The following is a 22,989-nucleotide window of genomic DNA, read 5'->3' as shown; positions in this document are numbered from 1 at the left end:
GAGGAACCACGTGTTCGATGTCCGTCTGCGCCTCATGTCCGACAGCGGTGACAAGGGAGCTGTCCTCCAGACACTGTCAATCGACGTGACACAGGTCGACAGTTCGACCCCGACTCTGAACTTCACGGTCTCGGAGAAGGTCGCGGGACGCATGGACGCTCCGCAGGTCGTCGCCATCGAGTACTCCACAGGCGGAGCGTACGTTCAGCCGCGCAACGGCCTGTTCATGGCGTCGATCGACGACGCCGACGACGCCGACACGAACGGCACGGTCAAGTTCACCGGCCAAGGGTTCGTCTCGTGGATGCTCGCGCGCACTTACCTCCACTGGGCGGCGGGCGCGGCCAACGGCGAGCGGATGTGGACCGAGACCGGCTTCCCCGCATCCGCCGGCACGATCATGGGCGGCATGATCCTCGAGTCCCAGGGTCGCGGCTGGGGATCGATGATCTCCATGGACTTCACGTGGAACCTCGCGTCCGACGGCACTCCGTGGACCGCCGCCGAGAAGGTCAAGCAGCCCTGGCGGCTCCTCACCCCTCTGACGACGGTGCTCCAGTCGATCACCGACCAGGGTCTCTGCGATTGGTGGACCGAGGGCACGAAACTGCGCCTCTTCCGCCCGGGAACCGGCGTCATCCGCGAGAACCTCGTCCTCGGCGGGCCGACGTTCAGCGCCCGCCCGACCAAGTCGAGCTTCGACGACGTCTTCACGCACCTCACGGTTGTGCCCGAGAAGGCCGACATGTGGCTCTACCTCCCGAACACTGGCGCATCATCGCGTTTCGGTCGGCTCGAGGCGACCCTCACGCAGTCCGGCGTCGCCGACCACGCCACGGCGACCGTGCTCGCTCAGGCGGCGCTCACCGGCGGACGAGCGGTCAAGCGCGAGTACTCGTTCGCGTGGACGCCGGAGGTCGCGGGACCGAACCCGTGGTCTGACTTCAACCTCGGCGACGTCGTCACCTCGAAGACGCGCCACGGGAAGTCGCTGCAGCGCATCATCGGCATCCAGGTCTCGAAGAAGGGCTCGACCGTCACCGCGGTCGTGAAGGTCGGCGACAAGCTGCTCACCCAAGCCGCGAAGGTCGCGCGCCGCACCGGCGCCGGCTCTATCGGCGGCACGATCGGAGGTGGCGGGGCGGCATTCCCGATTCCTGACGCGACCTTCCCGGTCCCTGGCGCACCGACAGGTCTGCGCTTGGAGACGAACGTCGGCTCGTGGCGACCGGACGGCTCCGCTCAGGCCGCAGTCACGATCGCTTGGAACGGCGTCACTCAGGCCGCGGACGGCTCCGCTGTCGATGTCGCCGCCTACGAGGTCGCAGTGCGTACGGAAAGCTCCGAGTCGCAGATCTTCGCGACCACCGAGGCGCTCGCGCTCACCACGACCGAGTGGGCACCTGGTGTCGTCCGTCTCGTGAAGGTGCGCGCGCGATCGGCGAGCGGAGACGTCTCTCCGTGGTCGGGCGAGATCTCCGTCACTCCACAGGTGCCCGGCCTCATCATCCCGAAGATCCCGACAGGTCTCGCGTCCGTGTCGAACACGGCCGCGTTCCAGACGGACGGCTCGGCGCTCGCGACCATCACGGTCCAGTGGAACGCGGTCACGCAATCACTCGACAACTCGCCGCTGACGGTGAAGGAGTACGAGGTCAAGGTCGGCCTCGACACCCAGCGCGTGACCGGCACGACGGCCACGTTCACAGTGCCCAGCGGCCGCGGAGTTTCCGTGACTGTGGCGGCTCGGAGCAACCTCGATGTCTGGGGCGATCCTTCGAGCGCGCTCAGCATCACCGGTGCCGCGCCGACGACGACGATGCCGGCCCCGTCCGCGCCCGTCCTGACCGCCGGTATGGGTGCCGTCGCTTTCCGATGGGATGGCCTGTCGTCAGCGGCAGGTTCGATGCCGGCCGGATTCAACAGGGTCGTCGTCGACGTCGGTAGCTCGGCGTCGGGCCCGTGGACGGCACTCGGAACTCCGCTGAGCGCTGCGGGCGGCGCGACCATCTCGGCTGCGCCGACTTCGACGGTGTTCGTTCGTTTCCGCTCGTTCGACACGCTTGGGCGCATCGGCGGAACCTCTGCCGTCGCTTCCGCTACGGCGTCGGGGATCTCCCTCGGCGACATTGCCCCGGATCTGGCGGGCTCGCTCGACTCGATCCGGACGACCTTCGACGGTCGGAACCGCATCTACACGTCGATCACCGAGCCGGTCGGCAGCAGTGTCAACCTCGCGGTCAACCCTCTCCCGCTCGCCCCGTCGTCGCGAGGCGACTGGCGCGGAGGTGGCGCGGCGGCCGTGACGGTGATGTCCGACGGAACACCCTGCTTCCAGATCACCGGAAACGGTGCATCGACGCCGTACATCTTCGGTGCGAACTCTTCGCTCGCAGCGACCGCCGGGGAAACGTACACACTGCGCGCCGTCGTTGAGATCGTCGACGACGTCCCGGGGGCGACGTACTCGGTGCGCGCGCACGGCAACACCGGAAACGTCTACTTTCCTTCCGGCTCAGCGACCCTGGTCGCGACCGGAGCGCCGCAGCAGGTCGAGATTGTCAGCACGATCAACGCGAACGTGCTGGCGGGCAACCTGAACCTGTCACTCGTGCGCTCTGGCAACGGGGCGGCGGGCGTGAAGCTGCGCATGGGGCGCGTGCTCATCGCGAAGGGAATCTACAAGGGGCCGTACGTCGGGCAGCACACGCAGGGCGATCAGTGGTGGGTGCTCGACTCGACGCAGACCTCGATCATCGGCGTGAAGGTCTGGAACGGCCTCGACTGGGTGCCGTACCTGATGGTCGCCGACGAGATCATCGCAGCTGGATCGATCACTTCGCCGCTGTTCCGCGCGAACTCGATCATGGTCGACCACCTGCACCCGTCGGTAGGCGACACCATCAACCTCACGGCCAACGCGGCGTTCAACGTCCTTGTCGGCCGGCAGGACGAGCAGGCAGGGCAGATTGACTCACTCGGCGGAGACGTCAACACGGCGCAGACGACGGCAGACAACGCCCAGTCCGCAGCGTCTGTAGCGCAATCCGCAGCCGAGGCCGTTTCCGGTCGTCTCGACCAGCACCAGCTCTACTTCAAGGTCGAGGTCGACTCGGTCAAGATCGGTCGCCCGGACGGGACGTCGGAGCTGCGACTCGCCCCTGAGGGAATCCAGATGATGCAGCAGGGCGTCGCCGTCTCCCGATGGGAGGGCGGCGTCTTCATCGCCGACGAGACACGCCTGAAAGCGTCGTCGATCGCGTCGCACCGGTTCGAGGGCTTCGGCCCGGGCAGGACCATCATCCGCCCACTCTGAGAGGAACTACATGCCCACCTTCGACGCAGCGATGACCGGAGCCGGGCCGTTCTACCTCCGCGTGGTCTACGAGGTGCAGGCCGTCTCCGGCGGAAACCAGGTCGCCGCGACGGCGCAATGGTTCCGCGGTCCGTACGGTTCGTCATCGAACAACGGCGCGGCACCGTTCAAGCTCGACATCGGCGGGAGCGAGAAGACCGGAACGCGGAACTTCTCGGCTCCCGCCGGTGGCGACATCGCTCCCCAATGGATCGAGTCGCACGCCGTGGTCTTCCCGCCCGGCGTCAGCTCGACGTACATCACGGTTACGTTCAGCCCGAACACCGCGTCGGCCGGCAACGGTGCGATCAACACCCTCACGGTGCCGATCGCGACCGCCTCCAAGGCTTCGTTCTCGGAGGTGGCGGGGCCAGCGATCACGTCGTTCGACGCTGGCCATCAGGTCACGGTGCACATGAACCGGCAGAGCTCGTCCTACACGCACGAGGTCGCCTACCTGTTTGGCGGGTCCGGGACAGTCATGATCGCGACCGGCGTCGGCTCATCCGTGGACTGGACGCCGCCCCTCTCGCTCCTCAACCAGATCCCGAACAGTGTCTCGGGAGCCGGCATCGTCGGCGTCAACACCTTCAATGGTGCCGCCGGCGTGGGATACACCAACACCCCTTTCACGCTCACCGCGCCGGCGTCCGTGGTACCGACCCTGTCGTCCTGCACCTACACGGACCAGAACGCGACGGTTGCGTCGATCGTCGGCAAGCCGGTCGCAGGGCTGTCTCGAGTGAAGCTCACCGTCAACGGCGCCGGCGTGTATTCGTCGACCATCACGGCGGCGGAGGCCACGCTCCTCGGTACGACAGTCCCCTCCGGTGGTGAAGTCGCAGTGACGGCTGGCGGGGCACTCCCCGTGACCGCGAAGGTTACAGACTCTCGCGGACGCCAGGCGACGTGGGCGGGCACCCTCGACGCGCTCCCGTACACGCAGCCAGCCCCGACAGCACCGTGGCAGCTCCGCCGTTCGAGCAGTATCGGCACCCCACAGGACGACGGTACCTATCTTCGCCTCGACCTCGCGGCGGCGGTCGCATCGTTGATGAACGGCACCGAGCGCAACGCCATCACCATTCGGGTCTTCACGCGCCCCAACGGTGGAACGGTGTGGACGCCGCGCAACGTCATCGTCCCAGGCGGCATCACCTACAACACGTGGGTGCTCGTCTCCGGTGGCGGCATCTTCTCGGCGACGGCATCGTACGACGTGCGGGTGCGCATCGAAGACAAGTTCGCCGCATCCGATGTCGAGACCACGGTAGCGACCGCCTCGGTGACCCTCGACCTCTACGGGAAGAACGTCGGAGTCGGCAAGATCTGGGAGCGCGGCGTTCTCGACGTCGCCGGCGACATCTACCAAGCCGGAAACGTCGTCATCGACACGTCCGACGTCGCCAGCGAGGTAGCGGCCGGCATCGTCGAGCTGGCGACTCAGGCAGAGGTCAACGCCGGAACGGACCCCGGTCGAGCGCTCACCCCAGCGACTGTTCGGAACGCGGCGTGGTTGCCGTATTCCACGTCGACCGGTCGCGGGACGTCGTCGGCATCTGGTGCGGTCACCGTCACGTTTCCAGCTGGGCGCTTCACCCAGCCGCCTCGCTTGTCGCTGACACCGATGAATCACACGAACGTCATCACGCCCCGTATCGCGGCCGACCCGACCGCGACGTCGTTCCAAGTGCAGATGTTCACCATGCCAGGCGGTGCGCTCGTCGCCGCGAATTTCGACTGGACAGCGGTCCAGATGACAGCAGGGAGCGGCTCAGGATGACCGTCATATGCGAAACCGCCGGATGCGAGAACGAGGGCATCGCCATCGAGATCGCCGACACCTGGTCCGACCTCGAAGGTAACTCCCACCCCGTCGAGGTCGTCCAGTGCGGCGCGTGCTTCGAGTGGATCATCGCGCCCGTCGAACCGCCTGCTCTCGAGCAGACCGAGGAGGACACCATGTCCGAGATCTCCGAGCAGGAGCCGAGCTGATGGGCGGTCTGGTGATCGAAACGATCCGCGCCGGGGTGCAGTTCACCCGCGAAGCCGCTGCAGCATTCCGACGCGCAAATGCGCAGGTGCGCGCCGAGTTCGGCCGCGACATCGACGTGAACTCCACGTACCGGTCGTGGGACCAGCAGATGCTCATGCACCTGGCGTGGCTTCGCTACGTGGCGTCTGGCTACAAGCCCTCGTTCTACCCGGGCCACAGCAAGGCTGTGCATCCCAGCGAGTCGTTCCACGTCTCCGGCACGGCTCTCGACTCTGACGACTGGCGCAATGCCCGCATCGTCCAGATCCTCGCCGAGAACGGATTCATCCGGAACCGGCTCTACGTCAAGGGCGAAGACCACCACTTCGAGTACATCCGCGCCTTCGACCGTCACATCGGCGAGCCCGCCGGCTCCGGCGGCGTGGCAATCCCCGCAGTGCTCACCAACAAGTCCAAGGAGGACGACATGCCTGAATCGATGGCTGCATATGTGGATGGCGTGCCGTCCTGGTGCTGGCTCAACTGGGGCACCGGCGCGCTCTTCGCCGTGCACACCCAGGCGGAGGCCGACTGGATCGGCAAGTACATGGGGTCTGTCGACCACGACTGGTTCCCGGACCCGATCGGCGGCGACCTGTACAAGAACAAGCTCGCCCTGTTCGGCAAGCTCTGCCCGACCATCAAGGTGGCCGGCGCGTCGCTGACGCAGACCGACCTCGACCGCATCAAGGCGATGCTCGCCGCCGGCTCCCAGGCGGCGGTCGCCGGCGCGAAGAGTTGACGTCGCGCCCACCCGGCGAGGGGAGAACCCAACATGGCCGCTGACGAACCATCGATGCCCGTGATCGTCGAACGGATCGCGAACGTTCAAGAGGATGTCACCGACATCAAGAAGAACATGGCGACCCGGACCGATCAGGCGTACATCGACGATCGCATTCGCGGCCTCACCGGCGCGCTCGAGCGTGAACGTGCCGAACGGGTCGCCGCCGTCGAAGCGGAGAAACAGGAACGCATCGCGGCCGACCAGAAGGAAGCCGAAGAGCGCGAGAAGGTCGCTGGACGGCTCCAGGTGGTCGAGGACCGGATGGAGGCGCGGAAGTACCACACGGGAAGCGCGATCATGCTCGCCGTCGTCGCAATGCTTCTGGGCATCTTCCGCGACCTCATCCCGCCGATTGGAGGCTGATCGTGACCCGTGCTATTCGATCCCGAGTCGTCTTCCTCGGCCTCGCGGTCTTCCTCTCCGCGATGCTCTTCGTGCTCGGCGGCTTCATCATCACGAACCTCGCGTCGCGGGTGGACGCGGCGAACGAACGCGACACTCAGAAGAGCGAGCAGATCAGCGCGCTCCTGGGCGACCTGCACGCCTCGCAAGAGAACGCCCAGCGGCTCTACGACCAACTGCTCGCCCTCGGCGAGAGCCCGCAAGGTGAGGCTCCTGATGACGTCGTCACGCCCATCCCCGAGGACGGACGCGACGGGCGTGACGGCGCGCGCGGACCGGGACCGACGGCGCTCGAGGTGCTCGATGGCATACGCGCTTGCTTCGCCGCCGGAACTTGCACCGCGCCGAAGGGAGACAAGGGAGACCCCGGCACCAACGGCACCAACGGCACGAACGGCGGCGACGGTGCACGTGGCGCAGACTCCACCGTTCCCGGCCCTGCCGGCGCTCCCGGAGTTGGCGTCGCCACCATCGCGTGCCTCGAAGACGGCACATGGCAGTTCGTCATGACCGACGGCACCACCCGCGACGTTCCTGGCCCATGCCGGTTCGTCCTCATCACCGAACCGACACCCGACCCCGCACCCGAAACTCCCGAAGGAGATCCCACACCATGAAAGACTTCGCGCAGTTCTTTACTCCCGAGCGCCGTGCGCTCATCCAGGCGTTCTTCGTCGCTCTCGCCCCGCTCGCGATCCTGCTCGGCTACGGCTCGGAGGGCACCTGGGAACAGGTGCTCATCATCACTGGTGCCGTCATCGGCGCGATCGCGTCCCTGCTCAACCTGCTCAACGTGCGCGTCGCCGATTGGGCGACCCAGGGCTGGGCGATCGTACGAGGCGTCGTGTACTCACTCGGCACCGTCATCTCGCCCTCGCTCGTCTTGCTCGGCCTCTACGACGAAAGCGTCAACGCTCAGATTCTCACCGGCCTCTCGATCGGCCTCACCACCCTGTCCTCCGCCATCGCGATCTTCGCCAGCGGTCAGCAACAGCGCATCGTCGATGCCCGCGACCTGCCCGATGGTGCTCTTCGCCGCGACTTCCGAGTGGAGGGCTGAGTTATGACGTATACGAATGCAGCGAAGGAGGCGGCGGCGCTCGCTGTTGCCGCCCTCGGAAACTCGATCAGCTTGCATACCGCTGACCCCGGCATCACCGGGGCGAGCGAGGTCTCGGGCGGCTCGCCAGCGTACGCCCGCAAGACGACCACCTGGGCAGGTGGCGCTGTCGATGGTGTCGTGTCCGGCTCGCCGGTCGTGTTCGATGTTCCGGCCGGCGAGTACAAGTGGCTCGGGCAGTGGAACGGCTCGACGTTCATCGGCGGTCTGAAACTCGCGTCGTCGACCGGCGCACTTCCCGGCCAGCAGACGGTGACCGTCATCCCGACGATCCCGGTCGTCGACCCCACACCGTGACGATTGTCGCAGGCTGACAGAAAGAGGGTCGATCGTGGCTGACAATCCGTTCATCGTCGCGGCGATCGACCCCGTCGCGGTCGCAGAGCAGGCCGCGAGCATCGTTTTCCCGAAGCCGAGCAGCGGTCTACTCGACGGTGACGTGCTCGCGGTTCCGATCCGCTCGCAGGGCGTCCGCAACGGCGAGATCGTCCTTCCGTCGGGGTGGGAGCGCGGCGGGCTCGGCACCGTTCCGAACGACCGCTCGCAGGGCATCTTCTACAAGGCGATCCCGACAGTGGCGGACGAGACCGCGGTGTCGTACACGTTCTCGGGGCTCTCCACGTCGACATCACGGATCATCGGGAAGATGCGCGTCATCCGCGGCGCGGACCTCGCGCACCTGAACGACGGAGGAGTCGCCTACGACACTGACGCGTCCCTGCCCGCCACCACGGCGGGCGGTTTCCCCGCCCTCGCGCTCGCCCTGTTCACCGCCGAGTTCACAGCCGGTGTATCCGTGAACCCTACAACGCCGCCCGTAGACGGATGGGTGCAGGAATTCGTCACCCAGACCGCGGGCGGCTCGTCACCCGCACCTGTCACCCCGAACTCGACCACGACCGGCTCCCGCACCGGCATGGCGCTGTTCTCGAAGCGCCTCGCCGACACCACGGCACTCGCCGCTCTCACCAACCTGTGGTCAACCGGCGGCTCACCGACGGACCCCAAGAGCGCGCTGTGGATCGTGCGCGGAAAGTCCGACGTCGTCGCACCTCGCGGGTTCAACTCCGTCGCGGAGATGCGCGTCAAGCGCGGCGCCACGTGGGCGCATCGCGGCGGCTCCGCGTCCTACATCGAGCACTCTCTCGCCGCGTACGCCGCAGCAGCCGCGCGCGGGTACGGCGTGCTCGAGGTGTCGCTGCAACGCACCTCGGATGGTGTGTGGTTCGCGCTGCACAACCTGACTCTGGCGGAGATCACCGGGAACCCGGCGCTCACGCAGGACGTTCGCACCATGACGTGGGCGCAGGTCAACCAGTATCAGATGAGTGTGCCGGGCAAGGGGACGGCCCCGTTCATGCGCTGGCAGGACTTCATCGCCGCCGGCTACGGGAACACGCACGTCCTCGTGCTCGACCCGAAGAACAGCGTCGGCACCCACCAGGCCGAGTTCCTCGCCATGGTCGCCGCCGACGTCGATCCGGCGAGGGTCATCATGAAATGGGCTGGAGGGCTCACCTCGTTCGCGGACGCCGCGAAAGCCGCCGGGTTCAAGACCGCCGGCTACTGGTATCAGGCCGACTACGACAACGGGAACCTGGCGGCTCAGGCTCCGTTCTGGGACTACCTCGGGATGGACTTGACTGCGGGAACCGCGTGGACAGGGCCAGGGAACGTCGTCGACCTCGCACTCGCGCAGGGCAAGAAGGTGTGGGGACACATCGCCGCCACGCAGGCCGACTACAACACGGCCATGGCAAAGGGCGCGGACTTCGTTCAGTCGTCCGGCGTCTCGGCGATCACAGCGATTGGTCCTTCAACCCTCACCGCGGCGGGCTCTCTGGTGCTTACCGGGTCCGCATCGCGCTCGATCGATACTGTCCGCCCCGGTGTAGGCAGTATCGTGCTCGGCGGGGCAGCAGACCGGAGCATCGACGTGGCGCGCACGGCGTCCGGCGCACTCGTGCTCACTGGCGCAGCGGACCGGGGAGTCGATGTCGAGCGTGCGGTGACAGGCGGGCTTAGCCTCACCGGATCGGCGGAGCGCACGGTAGATGTCGTGCGCAGCGCCGCAGGAGTCCTGATCCTCGAAGGTTCAGGAGAGGTCGGGAGCCAGGGCATCGTTCGCACGGCCGCGGGGGATCTTGTCCTCAACAGCATCGCATCTCGCGTCATCGACGTCGCGCGCAGCGCAGTCGGCCCGCTCTCGCTCGACGGTTCGACGGTGCGCGTCGTTGGCATCGCGCGGACGGCATCCGGTGGACTCGTGATCCTCGGCGCCGGAACGGTCACGGCCGAAACTGAACCCTTCCCGGACCACCGCACCCTCACAGCGCTCGGGGAGACCCTGTCGCTGACACCGCTCAACTGGAATCGAACCTTGGAGGAAGCATGATCGTCGACACGATCGAAATGGCGCACATCGTCAAGGCCGGCGACAAGCACGCCATCCCGTGGCGCGTCAACATGGACCTCACCGGCTGCACCGTCAGGCTGATCGCCCGCCGGCGCGGCGGTTACGACCCTGTGCTCCTCATGTCCGAGATCACCGACCATGTGAACGGCGTCGTCTCGCACACGCTGTCGGGCCTGCTCGACGTCGCCACGTACCGAGTCGAGCTGGAAGTCACCCGCAACGGCGAAGTCTTCACCTTTCCGAACGATGGCTACTCCACGCTGATCGTCAAGCGCGACCTCGATTGAAAAGACCCCCGCTCTGCTACGGCAGAGTGGGGGTCTTTCGTCGTATCCGGCCTAGACCTGGGAGCGGCGCGCCCAGTACGGATAGCTTCCGTTGAGGTCCGATGCAAGCTCGTCGCGTTCGGCTTCCGTCAGCGAGGAGGAGAAGAGCTCTTCCACGCCCTCTTCGGTGCTGACGCGATCCGCGCCCGCCGGCCACTGGTAGCCGGAGTCTTCTTCGCGGTCGAGGAAGAACGCCGCGTTGTCGGGGTCCACGAACTCCTCGTGGAACTTGGTGCGGTATGGGTCGAGTTTCGTCATGGAGGCTCCGTCTACCGGCTTCGGCCAGCCGTTGGCCCCACCGGGATCGGCGGAAACACCACTGTAACCGCGAGCTTCGCATCTCTGGCCCGGGCGACACGCCAGGGGGTATTACGCGCTGATGAACGTCACGTTGCCCGAACCGAGAGCACCTGCCAGCCAGACGGCACCTTCGCCTCGAGCGTCGCCATGTCGGCAGCCTCGATCTCGCGCGGCTCGTCACGCCGCTCGAACTTTCCAGTGACGATGCGGATGCCGCCCGGCTTCATCTCGACGTGCGCCGAAACCATCTCCCACCCGGCCGGCGCCTCAGCGATCAGCTTCGCGCGGAGCTCGGGGATCTCAGTACCCTCGGCGGTCGCGATGTGCTTCTCGGCTGGGCGGATCGTGGCGATGAGCATTAGATCAGCCTAAGCCGCTGGCTCAATGAGCGACGCGTCGGCGGCGTCAGCGGTGCGCGAGTTGTTGACCTTCCGGTCGACGATGTGTTCGGTGATCGTGGACGCGACGTCGGCGGACGTGTGCTCGAGCATCGCGAGCGTCTCGACCTTGCGATCGCCGGTGAGCTTTTCCGGGGTCAGCCACGCATCCCATGTGTCTGGAGTGAGGAAGGCGGGCATCCGGTCGTGCACCTCCCCGCTGGCATCGCGGGCCTCGCGGGTGATGACGACGAAGCAGCGGGATCGCTCACCGTTGGCGAGCTCCATCGACCATGTGAGCCCGGCCGCGGAGAGCAACCCATCGCCGTGGAGGAAGTGCGGAGTCTTGTCGCCCTTCTCGCCTGTCCACTCGAAGTAGCCACGCATCGGGACGAGGCAACGCGCCGCTGAGAACGCCGGCGCCCAGAACCCCGTCGCGAGCTTCTCCATCCGAGCATTGATGATCGGAGCGCCCTTGGGCCTGTTGGCCGGCTTCTGCCAGTCCCAGCGCACGAGCTCGAGGATGCGGCCCTCGCCGCGGTCGCGAACGATGGGAGCATCCATCGTGGGGGCGATCGAGTAGGCGCCGGTCCACGACTTCCACCAGTCCTCGGGCTTGCCGCCCTCAGCGACATACTCCCGGATCAGCTCGTCCGTGTTGGCATCGTTCGCGAATCGTCCGCACATGGCAGCGAACATACTCCGGTCATGGGACAGCCGAAACGGCGTTGCCCCACACCCAGCACCGGTACGGCTTGCCCTTGACGACGAACTCGATCCCGGCCGCTTGATCGGTGGAGCGGAGGAGCCTCGCTTCGACGCGCGTGTGCTGCGCCCCGAAGCGCACCCACGCGTGCACGGCCGGCGGCTGCGGGTAGATCGTCACCGGGGTCGTGCTGAGGCCGAGCTCCTCGGGAGTGAGCGACTGCAGCGGACCCGCCGTCGCGACGAACCGCTCGATGATGGTCTCGTCCATCAAGCGGTCGTAGTAGTGCGCGTGGCGCTTGTTCGTCCCCACACGGTCACTCCGGGCGCCAGAACTGGGCGGTGCTGTGCGCTCCGGTCGCCCGCCGACGTCGCCCTAGTGCGATCCATGGTTCGAGTCCAGGAAGTTGGCGCAATGAATCGCACAGAACGCGGGTGTAGTCGTCCTCGAAGTAGCCGAGCCACGTCCCGACCGACTCGGTGAGAATGTCGGTGCGCGCGCCGGCCGCGGCGTGAAGCTCCGCCACGACGGATGCGGGGTCGGTGGTGTATCTGTTCCGCGAGCAGATGTTGTCGAGCTTGATGCTGAGCCTGGTCTCGGCGGAGAGCCCATGTGATGGCATGACCGGATGTCCCTTCTCCGGCCGAGACATTCGAGTCTAAGTCGTGGGGCTGACGGCCGCTTGTCGCGGTTCAGGAACGGGCGGCAGGTCGCGATCGGTGTAGTCGGGTCCGAACTTCCGGTACGCGTCCTCGAGGGGGAGGCGGAAGTCTCTTCCGCGCGCGCGGCCACGCTCCCAGGCCACCAGCAGAAGGCCGAGGCGCTGCAGCTCGATACCAATGGTCTCGAGTTCCTGTTCGGACTGCGAGCCGCCCATCAGCATCTCGTGCGCGTTCAGTCCGTTCGCGGCAAGAGATCTCCGGTCGGGACGACGCCGTTCCATGGCGGAAAGCATCTCAAAACGTACCCAGATCGCGGTGGCCTCTTCGGCGGCGATGAGTGGCTGGACCAGCTTCCGCGTCGCGTGCTCAGCACGCCGTTGGGCAGCGAGGCTCCGCGCCGTGGTGACGGCTTCCAGAGCAGAAAGCGCGAGCTCGCGACGATTCGCTCGTCGCGCCATGGAGCGCTGGATGAGGAGGGTCAGGGTCGATCCGATGAGGACACCGATCAGCGAGATGGTCGATGGGAACAGCCATGGGACGGCGTTGGCTATCTCGGTGAGATCCGGCATCCTCTGACGATAGCGATGTCAGAGGGTCGGGAGAGGATGCCCCTCGTGACTCCCGCTGATCTGCTCGCCTTCGAGGCTCGATACCCCGCCCACACTCCCACGAAGACTCAGGCGATCCACCGCGAACTTGGCTTGCACCCGGCCCGGTACTACCAGAAGCTCCGCCACGCGGCCGAGGCGAGCGAGGGGATCGCAGCTGACCCCATCACCGCGCGCCGAGTGCGCGAACGGCCGGCTCAGGCCACTCGCCATGCGCGTTGAATTCGCCCCGGCGCTGATGACTCGTGAGATCGCGGCCTACTACCTCAGCATGTCCGTGCGCGAGATAGACCTGATGAAGAACCGAGGCGAAATCACCGCCTACGGCGAGGGGAAGCGCATTCGATTCAAGAAGACTGAGCTCGATCAATGGGTTGAGCGTCTCCTCGAGCGGCACTGACGGCGCGTTACGATCTCGTCATGGGACGAAAAGACGTCAGAGCGTTCACGGGATGTGCTGATTGCGACAAGTGCACGACGAGCAGTGCAGGGCTTGGTCTGCGCAACGCGGGGCGGGGGACTGCAGCAGTCGCCACCGTCGGTATCTCGGAAGCCGCCATGTTCTTCACGGCGAATTGCCGTGCGTGCGGACACAAGATGTCGCTCCACCATCGCGAGGGAGCGCAGGGCGTCGCGTCGCGAGCGATGAACGCTATCTTCAACCCGCCGGACGAAGCCTACGAATCCTTTGCGCCGACGACTCAGGGTCCGGTCGTGCCCTCCGGCCCGTCCGCAGGATGGTATTCCGATCCCGACGGCACCCCGAATCTGAGGTGGTGGAACGGCCAGGACTGGACCGATCACCGAAAGTAGCTCCCATTGTCTAGGCGCGACCGCATGGCATTACGCCAGCATCCGCGAGGTTCTGCCCACGTTTTGCCCACATACCCCCATCACCGCGGGCGACGGGGGACGACCGAAACCGACCGAAACCCCCGGAATGATGCAGAATCTGAGAGCACAACAAGCGGATGCGAGAACCACGACTTCTTCAGCGGTTCGGGATCGTCGTACGTCATCGGCAAGGCGGAGGCCACGGAAGACGACGACTGGGACTTCTGAGCGGCTCTCACCCGAGCAGCGCGACCCCGAACTCCGACACCACCGTCCTCAGCTCCGCCAGATAACGCTGCGCCTGCTCGGTGAGCGGGATCGCGGAGTGGCCGATCCAGCCGATCTCGATGCGTTCGTCGACGTCGAGCGGGATGGCGACGATCTCCGGGTCGAGGTCGTCGCTGATGATGCCGGTCGAGATGGTGTATCCGTCGAGTCCGATCATGAGGTTGAAGATCGTCGCACGGTCGGAGACCCGGATCTCCTGCGCGCTGGAGAGGGTGGAGAGGATCTCCTCGGCGAAGTAGAAGGAGTTGTTGGCGCCCTGGTCGAAGGTGAGCCGCGGCACGCCGGCGAGATCGTCGAGGGTCACGCGATCGCGTGAGGCGAGCGGGTTCTTTCGGGAGATGAAGATGTGGGGCTCGGCGACGAAGAGCGGATGGAACGCGAGCCCGGAGTCCCGGAGCAGCTTGTCGATGACGTTCCGGTTGAAGTCGTTCCGGTAGAGGATGCCCAGCTCGCTGCGGAGGGTGCGCACGTCTTCGATGATGTCCCACGTGCGCGTCTCCCGCAGCGAGAACTCGTACTCGGCGGCCTCGGTCGCCTTGACCATGCGCACCAGCGCATCGACCGCGAACGAGTAGTGCTGCGTCGATACCCCGAGCAGGCGTCGTGACGGCGGCCGATCGAGGTAACGCTGTTCGAGCAGCGCCACCTGCTCGACGACCTGTCGCGCGTATCCGAGGAACTCCGCGCCGTCGGTCGTGAGGGTCACCCCTCGCGCGGAGCGCAGGAGGAGGACGCGCCCCACCCGGCTCTCGAGGTCTTTCATCGCCGCGGACATCGTGGGCTGGGCGACATAGAGCAGGTCGGCGGCAGCGCTGATCGAACCCTCCGCGGCGACCTCGATGTAGTAGGTGAGCTGCTGGAGGGTGATGCCACTCGAACGCTTTGCCATAGCTTTAGACTATGCCCAGGCATAGCGGCAGCGCATTACTCGATAGGGGCTCCGAGAGCGCACCATGGAGACATGGCGCACGACTTCACGTTCCGCATCACGACGACTCCGTTCGACGAGGACTATTCGCCCTCCGACAGCTCCCGCATCACCACGAACTTCGCCAACCTGGCGCGAGGTGAGCATCGTCAGGAGAACCTCCGCAACGCGCTGACGATGATCGACCGGCGGTTCAACGATCTGGCGGATTGGGACAACCCGGATCGAGACCGCTACCGCGTCGAACTCGAGATCATCTCCGTCGCGGTGCAGTTCGCCGCCGAGGGGGAGGACCAGGAGTTCCCTCTGCTCGAAGTTCTGGACATCACGATCCTCGATCGTCTCACCGGAAAGCGCAGCCGGGGGATCGTCGGGAACAACTTCTCGTCTTATGTCCGCGACTTCGACTTCAGCGTGCGGCTGCCGGCGGCCACGGAGGCCGCTGGCAGGTTCACCGTCCCCGCGGACTTCGGCGACCTCCACGGCAAGCTCTTCCAGCACTTCCTCGAATCCGTGACCTACCGGGAGCGCTTCGCGGTGTCGCCCGTGATCTGCATTAGCGTCTCGACGAGCAAGACCTACCGTCGTACCGAGAATCGCCACCCGATCCTGGGGGTCGAGTACGAGCAGAAGGATCCCTCGCTGACCGACGAGTACTTCGGGAAGATGGGGCTCGCGGTCCGCTACTTCATGCCGCGCGGCAGCGTCGCGCCGCTGGCCTTCTACTTCCGCGGGGATCTCCTGGGCGACTACTCGAACCTCCAGCTCATCGGCACGATCAGCACGATGGAGACGTTCCAGAAGATCTACCGACCGGAGATCTACAACGCGAACTCGGCAGCGGCGAGCGTGTACCGGCCGACTCTCGAGCAGCAGGACTACTCGGTGACGAAGATCGCCTACGACCGCGACGAGCGCAGCCGTCTCGCGACCGAGCAGGGGAAGTATGCGCACGAACACCTCATGAAGCCGCACGGCGACCTCCTCGAACGGTGGGCCGCCGACTCCCTCGTGCCTGTCGGATGACCAACGGAGAATCACCGGTCATGAACACGCTTCTTCCCACATCCATCGTCGGCAGCCTGCCGAAGCCCTCGTGGCTGGCCGAACCCGAGACGCTCTGGTCTCCCTGGAGACTGGAGGGTGATGCCCTGGTCGAGGGCACACAGGATGCGCTTCGTCTCGCCGTCCAGGAGCAGCGCCTCGCGGGGATCGACATCGTCAGCGACGGCGAGCAGACGCGCCAGCACTTCGTCACGACGTTCATCGAGCACCTCTCCGGAGTCGATTTCGACCAGCGGGAGACGGTCCGGATCCGTGATCGATACGACGCCAGCGTGCCGACCATCGTCGGAGCCGTGAGCCGCGAGAAGCCCGTGTTCGTCGAGGACGCGAAGTTCCTCCGCCAGCAGACCGATCAGCCGATCAAATGGGCTCTGCCCGGCCCCATGACCATGATCGACACTCTCTACGATCGCCACTACAAGAGCCGCGAGAAGCTCGCGTGGGAGTTCGCGACGATCCTCAACCAGGAGGCCAGGGAGCTCGAGGCGGCGGGCGTCGACATCATCCAGTTCGACGAACCTGCCTTCAACGTCTTCTTCGACGATGTGCAGGACTGGGGCGTGGCGGTGCTCGAGAAAGCGGCCGAAGGGCTGCGCGCGGAGACCGTGGTGCACATCTGCTACGGCTACGGCATCAAGGCGAACACCGACTGGAAGGCGACGCTCGGGGCGGAGTGGCGCCAGTACGAGACCTCGTTCCCGCTGCTGCAGAGCTCGAGCATCGACACGATCTCGCTGGAGAGTCACCACTCCCACGTCCCGCTGGACCTGATCGAGCTCATCCGAGGCAAGAAGGTGATGCTCGGAGCCATAGACGTCGCGAGCGACACCATCGAGACCCCGGAAGAGGTCGCGGACACTCTTCGGAACGCGCTCCGTTTCGTCGACGCCGACAAGCTCGTCCCCAGCACGAACTGCGGCCTCGCGCCGCTGTCGCGAGAGGTCTCGCGCGGCAAGCTGCACGCGCTCGCCGCGGGTGCCTCGCTCCTGCGCGACGAACTCGCCGGCGCGACGACCTGACCGCGCGGTCCGCCGCACGTAGACTCTCCGAGATGCTCCTGGTCCTGATCTCGCACGTCCCGGCTCCTGTCGGCAAGAAGCCGAACTGCTGAATCGATGGCGCTTTCCCGCGACGACCTCGTCCACGAGATGGAGGCGGCCTTCGAGCGCATCGGCGTGGGCTGGGCCGGGTGGCCTTCCGCGGTCACTGATCCTCGACTGACCGCGCGCGAACGGTTGGCGGCGCTTCTGCTCGTGATGCAGGTGAGCCCGGCGCGCGTCAACGGATGGCCGTACGGTTCCGACGAGGACGTGATCGTCCGGACTCTTCCCCGCCGAAGCCTTCCGTGGGACTCGGACACCGCGGTGTTCGCGCTCGAGGCCGCGATCGCGAACGGATGCATGCACTACCTGACCGGCCCTGCGCTGCGGGGCGCGGAGAAGGTGATCGACGCCGGGTCCACCGACCCCGCCCTGCACGCCGTTCTGTCGAGGTGCGCTGAGCAGCTCGGCGAGATCGGCGATATCTGGGGTGCGGACCAGGACCGACGCCACGCCCGTCGTCTGCTCTCGAAACTCCTGCCTCCTGGGCTGCTCGATCTGTCGGCGATCCGCGACGGTGACAACTGGGGCGAGCCGGCACGGCTCGCCGCGCGGCAGCACGATCCCGATGAGGTCGAGCCGCTCGTGCGCACGCTCGCCGAACTCGGGCACCGGTCTCCGCCGCAGTCGTGGCAGAAGAAGATCGTGGCGGTGCTGGGGCCGGATTCGGCGAGGGTTCTGGTCGCGGAGTGGCTGCGATCGGCGGCGGCTGCACAGGAGTTCGACGGCGCTGTCGCGCCGTTCGTCCACCTGCTGGCCCCCTCGAACGATGATCTCGTGCGAGCGGCGGTGATCGCGGCGAGATGGCTGCGCACGGACGAAGTCTCCGCCGAGTTGCTGGGTGCGCTGGCGAGGCGCGGAGCGGCGACCCGGCCGCCGAGCACGGATTCCCTCGCTCACAGGGTTTCCACCGCAGCGATCGACACGCTCGCGTTCCGCGCGACCTCGTCCGATACGGCCGAACTCGGACGTCTGCTGGAGGACCTCAGCCGACGCGACCTCGTCAAGAAGATCGGGGCTGCCCTGGGGCCCGACGGTGCAGCGCGCGCCGCGATCCGCGATGCGGAGATCAAACGTGACAAGGCCATCGCGGTGCGGCGCAAAGGAATCGAGACGCGCAGCGTGGTCGACGCCGAAGTCGACAGGTTGCTCGAGGCCCACGTCAACGACACATTGCGGGAGCTCGGATTCGTGAACTCCGGCCGGGTGTGGAGACGCTTCGCCGAATCGCGGGTCGACGTCGTGGACTTCTACTCGAACGGCGACGGCTGGGTGGCTCCGCGATACGGCGTGCTCTACCCGGCCCTTCACCCGAAGGACGGTCCCGCCGAACGCGTCGGAGCGAAGGGCGTGACGGCCTTCCGACTCGATCTGCTCGTGATCGATTTCGGAGGGCACGGGTCTGCGTGGTTCCTCGACCGGATGGCGCAACGGCTGAGGTACGAGATCGACCCGTTCCTGCGCAGCTGCGGCGATCGCGGGTTCCTCGCCGAGGTGCTGATCAACGGCACGGGCGTCCCGGCCGACGACGACACGGCGATCGTGACCCGCTTCACCGGACCTCGGCTCCGACGCAAGCCGTTCCCGCCCGAGCTCGCCTTGGGTGCGCTCGCCTGTGCCGCCGGCGACCGGGTCTCTGCCGCCTGGTGGCTCGACGCCGCAGGCGCGATCGGTGCGGGCACAGGGCGCCAGCGGTGGCAGGACGAACTCGACTACTGGCAGCGGCGCCTCGCCGAGCTTCCTCGCCGGTGACCGCGTCGGGGAGAGCGGATGCCGCGGGTCTGGCCCCCGCGGCATCCGCCGTTCGATGTCGGACTACTTCACGGTCGCGGTGTACGCTCCCGAGCCGGAGTCGGACTTCACGATGAGCCGGTAGCTTCCGGCGCTCGCGTTGTACGTGAACTTCTCATCCGGGCTGTTCGAGGTGCCCTGTGCCACCGTCATCCACCCGAAGAACGAGTAGTTCCGCTGGAGGTACACGTCGAAGTCCGCGCCCGTCGGCCCGTCGAGGCAGACCTCGACCGCGCCGGCGGCACGGGTGAACGTCGACGACGCGACCTGCTGCCCGGCGGCGAGCGTGCCCGCGCTCAGCGCGGTGCCGGGGCAGGTGCTCGGGGTCGTTCCCGTGCCGCCGCCGGCGACGGCGAGCCGGAACGTCGCGGAGTCCGTCGTCGCCGGTGAGCCGGCGTCGCGCACCGTCACCGTGATCGTGGATGTCGCCGCCGCCGTCGGCGTGCCCGTGATCGCCCCCGTGGAGGCGTTGATCGTGAGACCGGAAGGCAGCCCGGCTGCCGAGAACGTGTACGGCGCGGTTCCGCCGGTCGCGCTCGCGCTGACCGAGACCGGCTGGCCGACGGTGCCGGTCGCGTCGGCGATCGCGGCCAGATCCACGGCGGTGGGAGTCGGCGTCGTGGTGCCGTTCAGGAACCCCGTGTAGAGCAGGCGGTTCGGCGACGCGGCATCCAGTCCGGTCACCTTGCCGGGCGTCGCGTTGTCGACGATCGCGGCCTGCACCTGGGCGGGCGTCGCGATGGGGTTGGCGCTCACGTAGAGAACCGCGGTCCCTGCGACCTGCGGGGAGGCCATCGATGTGCCGGTCGCGGTCGCCGCCGCGGTGTCGCCCGTGTACCAGGAGGAGAGGATGTCGGTTCCCGGCGCCCAGAGATCGAGGCAGCTTCCGTAGCTGCTCGTGAGCGCCTTGCCGTCGACGCGGGTCGTGTTGCCCACCACGATCGTCTCCGGCACGAGTTGAGGGCTGTACCGGCAGGCATCGTCGTTGCTGTTGCCGGCTGCCGACACCCAGGTGATCCCGGAGGCGACGACGCGCTTGACGGCGGCGTCGATCGACGGGAGGGAGCACGCGGTGCGGCATCCGACGCTGTAGTTGACGACGGCCGGCTTGACCGCGTTCTCCGCGACCCACTCGATGCCCGCCAGAATCGTCGTGCTCAGGCCGTCGCCCTTGCAATCGAGAACCCGGACCGGATAGACCGTCGCCTTCTTGGCGATGCCGTAGCTCGTACCGGCGGCCGTGCCGGCCACATGGGTGCCGTGACCGTTGCAGTCGGACGCGTTCCCGCCCGCGGTCGCCGCGTCGAATCCGGGGCGGATCCGACCCGCGAACTCCGCGTGCGTCTGGCGGATGCCGGTGTCGACGACGTAGAGATTGACCCCGGCCCCCGCCGCGTCAGGGTACGTGTACCGACCGTCGAGGGGAAGGTCGCGCTGATCGACGCGGTCGGTTCCCCAGCTGGGCGGGTTCACCTGCTCGCCGATCGCGTGGAGCATCTGAACCTGCTCCACGTGATCGACCCGCTCGTCGGCGGCGATCGCCAGCGCCTCGTCCTCGCTGAGCGTGGCCGAATATCCGTCGATCACAGTGTTGAAGACGTCGCGGATCTCGCCGCCGACCGCGTCGGTCAACGCGGACGCGATGTCCTCGGCGGCGCCGAGCGCCGCCTGCGGCTTGAGCACGACCAGGTACTCGCCCTCGACGGCCGACGCCGAGTCGGCGCCGACGATCTCCGGCGCATCGGGCGAATCGGTGGTCGCACCGGCGAACGACGGCGTCAGGGTGAGGGCGAGACAGGTGAGGGCCGCCGCCGCAGCGGCCAGTCCTCGCGGCGCTGCACTGCGCTTCGGGGTGTCGGTGAACAAGGGGTTTCCTCTCATCGGTGGGAAGACGCCGTGGGGACGTCTGCCGCCGACCGCAGGGGTCGACGACCGGGCCCGCTCTGGGGGCGGACTCGTTCAGAAGCGGAGCCGCGTGGGGAGCGCGGAGACACCGGCTGGCTGTTGAGGTCGAATCCGCCGGAGCGGTTCGTCACCGAACCTATTGACCGCTGTGAACGACGTCAACCCTCTGAGAGGATTCTTGGACAGAAACCAATATTTTAGCTCGCGGGGTACTCGCGCTCCCGCAGCGCGCGTGCCAGATGCGCAGCGTTTCGCGCGGCGGTCGCCGTGGCCGACGCGACCTTCTCCGGCGTCTCCTCGAGGTCCTTGTAGTCCGTCGTGTGCATGGCCTCGCCATTCCAGTAGACCGACGACTGCGAGGGGATGGTGTAGCCGACGTCGTTGAGGGACTGGAAGAGGATCGCGGCGATGTGGTGCGCGCCGTCCTCGTTGCCGACGATGCCCGCGATCGCGACCTTGTCCAGCAGGGTGAGCCGTCCGCGGGCATCCGTCTCGCTGAGCTCGGCGTCGAGGCGCTCGAGCACACGCTGGGCCACGCTCGACTGCTGGCCCATCCAGGTGGGCGTCACGAACACGAGGATGTCGGCGTCCAGGACCCGCCGTCGCAGCGCTGGCCACTCGTCGCCGTCGCCCATGTCCTTCTCCACCCCGGGACTGATCACGTGGTCGACGGCGCGGACCACGTCGCCCGTGACGCCGTGGTCGGCGAGAGCAGCGAGGATCTGCGATGCGAGCAGATCGGAGCTCGACTCCGCGGGGGAGGGCTTGAGGGTGCAGGAGATGGCGAGAGCCGTGAGTGGAGCGTTCATGCAGAGAGAGAACCACGCGGCGACGGGCCCGGCCCAGGGGGTTTCCTCCGCTCGCGCACCCACCACTACCCGTTCCGCGAGTCCGGCGCTCTGCGCGATCTCGAGCCGACCTGGATCTGGCTGCCCCTCGTGACCATCCTGTCCGTCGTCGTCGCTCTCGCCCTCGCGACGAAACCCGTGCGCTGGCTGTTCCGCCCGCTCGTCGAGCCGCGGCCGAAGTGGCTGTTCACCGACCCTGCTCTCGCGTCGCGCGAAGGCCGCAGGAACGATCCGACCGGTTCGCGACGGCCGCGATAGCCTGAGCGGATGACCCGTGCGCTGACCGTCCGCGACCGGATCGTGCAGGCAGCGGATGCGAGCGGATTCGCCGCTCACGGGCTCCACGTGCTGATCGGCTCCGACGTCGCAGAGCACCGCTGGTCGCCCGACATCCGCGAAGACGTGCATTCCGCGGCCAAAGGCGTGTGCGTGCTCGCGGCAGGCATCGCGGGCGACGAGGGGCTCGTCGACCTCGACGCACCCGTTGCCGAGCATCTCGACGACGTCGACCTCGGAGCCGGCGTCGACGGCGTCACGCTCCGCCATCTCCTGACGATGACGAGCGGCATCGATCTGCCGTGGTCGGAGACGATGATGACCGATTGGCCGGATCTCGCCCGCGAGTTCCTCCGCCGCCCCTCGCGCGGCCGCGTCTTCCAGTACTCCAACGCGAGCACCTACACCGCGATGACGGTGCTCGCCGCCCACGTCGGCGACGTCGGCGAGTACCTCGCCGCGCGGCTGTTCGCGCCCCTCGGCATCCGCGACGTGGAGTGGCAGCGCTGCCCCCACGGCCGGATCGTCGCCGGCGGCGGGCTCGCCCTCCGCACCGAGGAGCTGGCGCGTATCGGGCGGCTGATCCGCGACCGCGGCATGTGGGACGGCCGCAGGATCGTGTCGCCGGGACTGGTCGACGCGATGCACGCCGACTGGGTGGTCGCCGGAGCGTCACCCGGCTACGACCGCTACGCGCTCGCCGGCTGGGGCGGCCCCGGCGACGCCTGGAGACTCCACGGCGCGTACGGCCAGCTGGTGATCTTCGCGGGCGACGCCGTCGTGACGATCACGGCAGACGATCACTTCGGCGCCGACGCCATGGCCGAGCACGTCGTGCGGATGCTCGAGACGTGACCCGC

General features: G+C 67.1%; 27 protein-coding genes. 18 read left to right on the top strand and 9 right to left on the bottom strand.

From position 1 onward, the window contains the following. Positions 1–10: 10 nt before the first annotated feature. From DW306_RS19510 to DW306_RS19465, 10 genes are read left to right on the top strand one after another with little or no spacing between them, the layout of a single operon-like run. Complete coding sequence (locus DW306_RS19510) at positions 11–3,316, top strand: hypothetical protein (protein WP_168429386.1); 3,306 nt, start codon at positions 11–13, stop codon at positions 3,314–3,316. 10 nt (positions 3,317–3,326) lie between these two features. After that, on the top strand, positions 3,327–5,138 hold the full coding sequence (locus tag DW306_RS19505) for a DUF859 family phage minor structural protein (protein ID WP_136057234.1): 1,812 nt from the start codon (positions 3,327–3,329) through the stop codon (positions 5,136–5,138). Next, complete coding sequence (locus DW306_RS19500; RefSeq protein ID WP_136057233.1) at positions 5,135–5,350, top strand: hypothetical protein; 216 nt, start codon at positions 5,135–5,137, stop codon at positions 5,348–5,350. Before DW306_RS19505 ends, DW306_RS19500 begins: the two co-directional genes overlap by 4 nt. Further along, positions 5,350–6,132 carry a hypothetical protein gene (locus tag DW306_RS19495; RefSeq protein ID WP_136057232.1) on the top strand — a complete coding sequence of 261 codons (783 nt, stop codon included), beginning with the start codon at positions 5,350–5,352 and terminating at the stop codon, positions 6,130–6,132. Before DW306_RS19500 ends, DW306_RS19495 begins: the two co-directional genes overlap by 1 nt. 33 nt (positions 6,133–6,165) lie before the next feature. Next, positions 6,166–6,540, top strand: coding sequence for a hypothetical protein (locus DW306_RS19490; protein ID WP_136057231.1), 375 nt, complete (start codon positions 6,166–6,168; stop codon positions 6,538–6,540). 2 nt (positions 6,541–6,542) lie between these two features. After that, positions 6,543–7,196: a hypothetical protein gene (locus DW306_RS19485; RefSeq protein ID WP_136057230.1), complete on the top strand. Its 654-nt coding sequence runs from the start codon at positions 6,543–6,545 to the stop codon at positions 7,194–7,196. Continuing rightward, a complete protein-coding gene (locus DW306_RS19480) occupies positions 7,193–7,639 on the top strand; it encodes a hypothetical protein (RefSeq protein WP_136057229.1) in 447 nt (148 codons plus the stop codon). Before DW306_RS19485 ends, DW306_RS19480 begins: the two co-directional genes overlap by 4 nt. A gap of 3 nt (positions 7,640–7,642) precedes the next feature. Next, the gene (locus DW306_RS19475) at positions 7,643–7,996 is read left to right on the top strand and encodes a hypothetical protein (protein ID WP_136057228.1); all 354 of its coding nucleotides are present in this window, start codon (positions 7,643–7,645) and stop codon (positions 7,994–7,996) included. Between the two features lie 34 nt (positions 7,997–8,030). Continuing rightward, a complete protein-coding gene (locus DW306_RS19470) occupies positions 8,031–10,094 on the top strand; it encodes a glycerophosphodiester phosphodiesterase family protein (RefSeq protein WP_136057227.1) in 2,064 nt (687 codons plus the stop codon). Beyond that, positions 10,091–10,402: a hypothetical protein gene (locus DW306_RS19465; RefSeq protein WP_136057226.1), complete on the top strand. Its 312-nt coding sequence runs from the start codon at positions 10,091–10,093 to the stop codon at positions 10,400–10,402. Before DW306_RS19470 ends, DW306_RS19465 begins: the two co-directional genes overlap by 4 nt. A gap of 51 nt (positions 10,403–10,453) precedes the next feature. On the opposite strand, the gene DW306_RS19460 is transcribed toward DW306_RS19465, so the two are convergent. The 6 genes from DW306_RS19460 to DW306_RS21410 form a co-directional block, all read right to left on the bottom strand. Next, positions 10,454–10,699 carry a hypothetical protein gene (locus DW306_RS19460; RefSeq protein ID WP_136057225.1) on the bottom strand — a complete coding sequence of 82 codons (246 nt, stop codon included), beginning with the start codon at positions 10,697–10,699 and terminating at the stop codon, positions 10,454–10,456. A gap of 128 nt (positions 10,700–10,827) precedes the next feature. After that, entirely contained in the window at positions 10,828–11,100 is a 273-nt protein-coding gene (locus DW306_RS19455; RefSeq protein WP_136057224.1) for a hypothetical protein, read from the bottom strand. Between the two features lie 9 nt (positions 11,101–11,109). Beyond that, complete coding sequence (locus DW306_RS19450) at positions 11,110–11,805, bottom strand: SOS response-associated peptidase (protein ID WP_136057223.1); 696 nt, start codon at positions 11,803–11,805, stop codon at positions 11,110–11,112. Positions 11,806–11,824: 19 nt separating this feature from the next. After that, on the bottom strand, positions 11,825–12,136 hold the full coding sequence (locus DW306_RS19445; RefSeq protein ID WP_240747284.1) for a hypothetical protein: 312 nt from the start codon (positions 12,134–12,136) through the stop codon (positions 11,825–11,827). A gap of 4 nt (positions 12,137–12,140) precedes the next feature. Next, positions 12,141–12,446: a hypothetical protein gene (locus tag DW306_RS19440; RefSeq protein ID WP_136057222.1), complete on the bottom strand. Its 306-nt coding sequence runs from the start codon at positions 12,444–12,446 to the stop codon at positions 12,141–12,143. 36 nt (positions 12,447–12,482) lie between these two features. After that, positions 12,483–13,055: a hypothetical protein gene (locus DW306_RS21410; RefSeq protein ID WP_168429385.1), complete on the bottom strand. Its 573-nt coding sequence runs from the start codon at positions 13,053–13,055 to the stop codon at positions 12,483–12,485. 15 nt (positions 13,056–13,070) lie between these two features. On the opposite strand from DW306_RS21410, the gene DW306_RS21405 reads away from it, so the two are divergent. From DW306_RS21405 to DW306_RS21525, 3 genes are read left to right on the top strand one after another with little or no spacing between them, the layout of a single operon-like run. Next, complete coding sequence (locus tag DW306_RS21405) at positions 13,071–13,316, top strand: DUF3263 domain-containing protein (protein ID WP_342670869.1); 246 nt, start codon at positions 13,071–13,073, stop codon at positions 13,314–13,316. Further along, positions 13,306–13,494 (top strand): helix-turn-helix domain-containing protein, encoded by a 189-nt coding sequence (locus DW306_RS19430; RefSeq protein ID WP_136057220.1) that lies wholly within the window; start codon positions 13,306–13,308, stop codon positions 13,492–13,494. Before DW306_RS21405 ends, DW306_RS19430 begins: the two co-directional genes overlap by 11 nt. 20 nt (positions 13,495–13,514) lie before the next feature. Beyond that, a complete protein-coding gene (locus tag DW306_RS21525; RefSeq protein WP_205814213.1) occupies positions 13,515–13,907 on the top strand; it encodes a DUF2510 domain-containing protein in 393 nt (130 codons plus the stop codon). Between the two features lie 256 nt (positions 13,908–14,163). On the opposite strand, the gene DW306_RS19415 is transcribed toward DW306_RS21525, so the two are convergent. After that, positions 14,164–15,105, bottom strand: a complete 942-nt coding sequence (locus DW306_RS19415) for a LysR family transcriptional regulator (RefSeq protein WP_136057218.1) — start codon at positions 15,103–15,105, stop codon at positions 14,164–14,166. A gap of 72 nt (positions 15,106–15,177) precedes the next feature. Between DW306_RS19415 and DW306_RS19410 the strand changes: the two genes are divergently transcribed. The 3 genes from DW306_RS19410 to DW306_RS19400 all read left to right on the top strand — a co-directional run bounded on the left by DW306_RS19410 (position 15,178) and on the right by DW306_RS19400 (position 19,061). Further along, positions 15,178–16,170 carry a DUF1852 domain-containing protein gene (locus tag DW306_RS19410; RefSeq protein WP_136057217.1) on the top strand — a complete coding sequence of 331 codons (993 nt, stop codon included), beginning with the start codon at positions 15,178–15,180 and terminating at the stop codon, positions 16,168–16,170. Positions 16,171–16,190: 20 nt separating this feature from the next. Beyond that, positions 16,191–17,228: a methionine synthase gene (locus DW306_RS19405; RefSeq protein WP_136057216.1), complete on the top strand. Its 1,038-nt coding sequence runs from the start codon at positions 16,191–16,193 to the stop codon at positions 17,226–17,228. Between the two features lie 96 nt (positions 17,229–17,324). After that, on the top strand, positions 17,325–19,061 hold the full coding sequence (locus DW306_RS19400) for a hypothetical protein (RefSeq protein WP_136057215.1): 1,737 nt from the start codon (positions 17,325–17,327) through the stop codon (positions 19,059–19,061). A 63-nt stretch (positions 19,062–19,124) separates the two neighbouring features. On the opposite strand, the gene DW306_RS19395 is transcribed toward DW306_RS19400, so the two are convergent. Both DW306_RS19395 and DW306_RS19390 read right to left on the bottom strand, forming a co-directional pair. Next, positions 19,125–20,966 (bottom strand): S8 family peptidase, encoded by a 1,842-nt coding sequence (locus tag DW306_RS19395; RefSeq protein WP_136057214.1) that lies wholly within the window; start codon positions 20,964–20,966, stop codon positions 19,125–19,127. A gap of 236 nt (positions 20,967–21,202) precedes the next feature. Continuing rightward, positions 21,203–21,814, bottom strand: coding sequence for an NAD(P)H-dependent oxidoreductase (locus DW306_RS19390; protein ID WP_136057213.1), 612 nt, complete (start codon positions 21,812–21,814; stop codon positions 21,203–21,205). A gap of 129 nt (positions 21,815–21,943) precedes the next feature. On the opposite strand from DW306_RS19390, the gene DW306_RS19385 reads away from it, so the two are divergent. Continuing rightward, positions 21,944–22,111, top strand: coding sequence for a hypothetical protein (locus DW306_RS19385; protein ID WP_240747282.1), 168 nt, complete (start codon positions 21,944–21,946; stop codon positions 22,109–22,111). A 9-nt stretch (positions 22,112–22,120) separates the two neighbouring features. Next, entirely contained in the window at positions 22,121–22,984 is an 864-nt protein-coding gene (locus tag DW306_RS19380; protein ID WP_136057212.1) for a serine hydrolase, read from the top strand. The last annotated feature ends 5 nt before the right edge of the window (positions 22,985–22,989 follow it).

The organism is Microbacterium sp. K24 (genome assembly GCF_004794465.1).
Lineage (GTDB): Bacteria > Actinomycetota > Actinomycetes > Actinomycetales > Microbacteriaceae > Microbacterium.
This window is presented reverse-complemented; position numbering and strand designations above follow the sequence as displayed.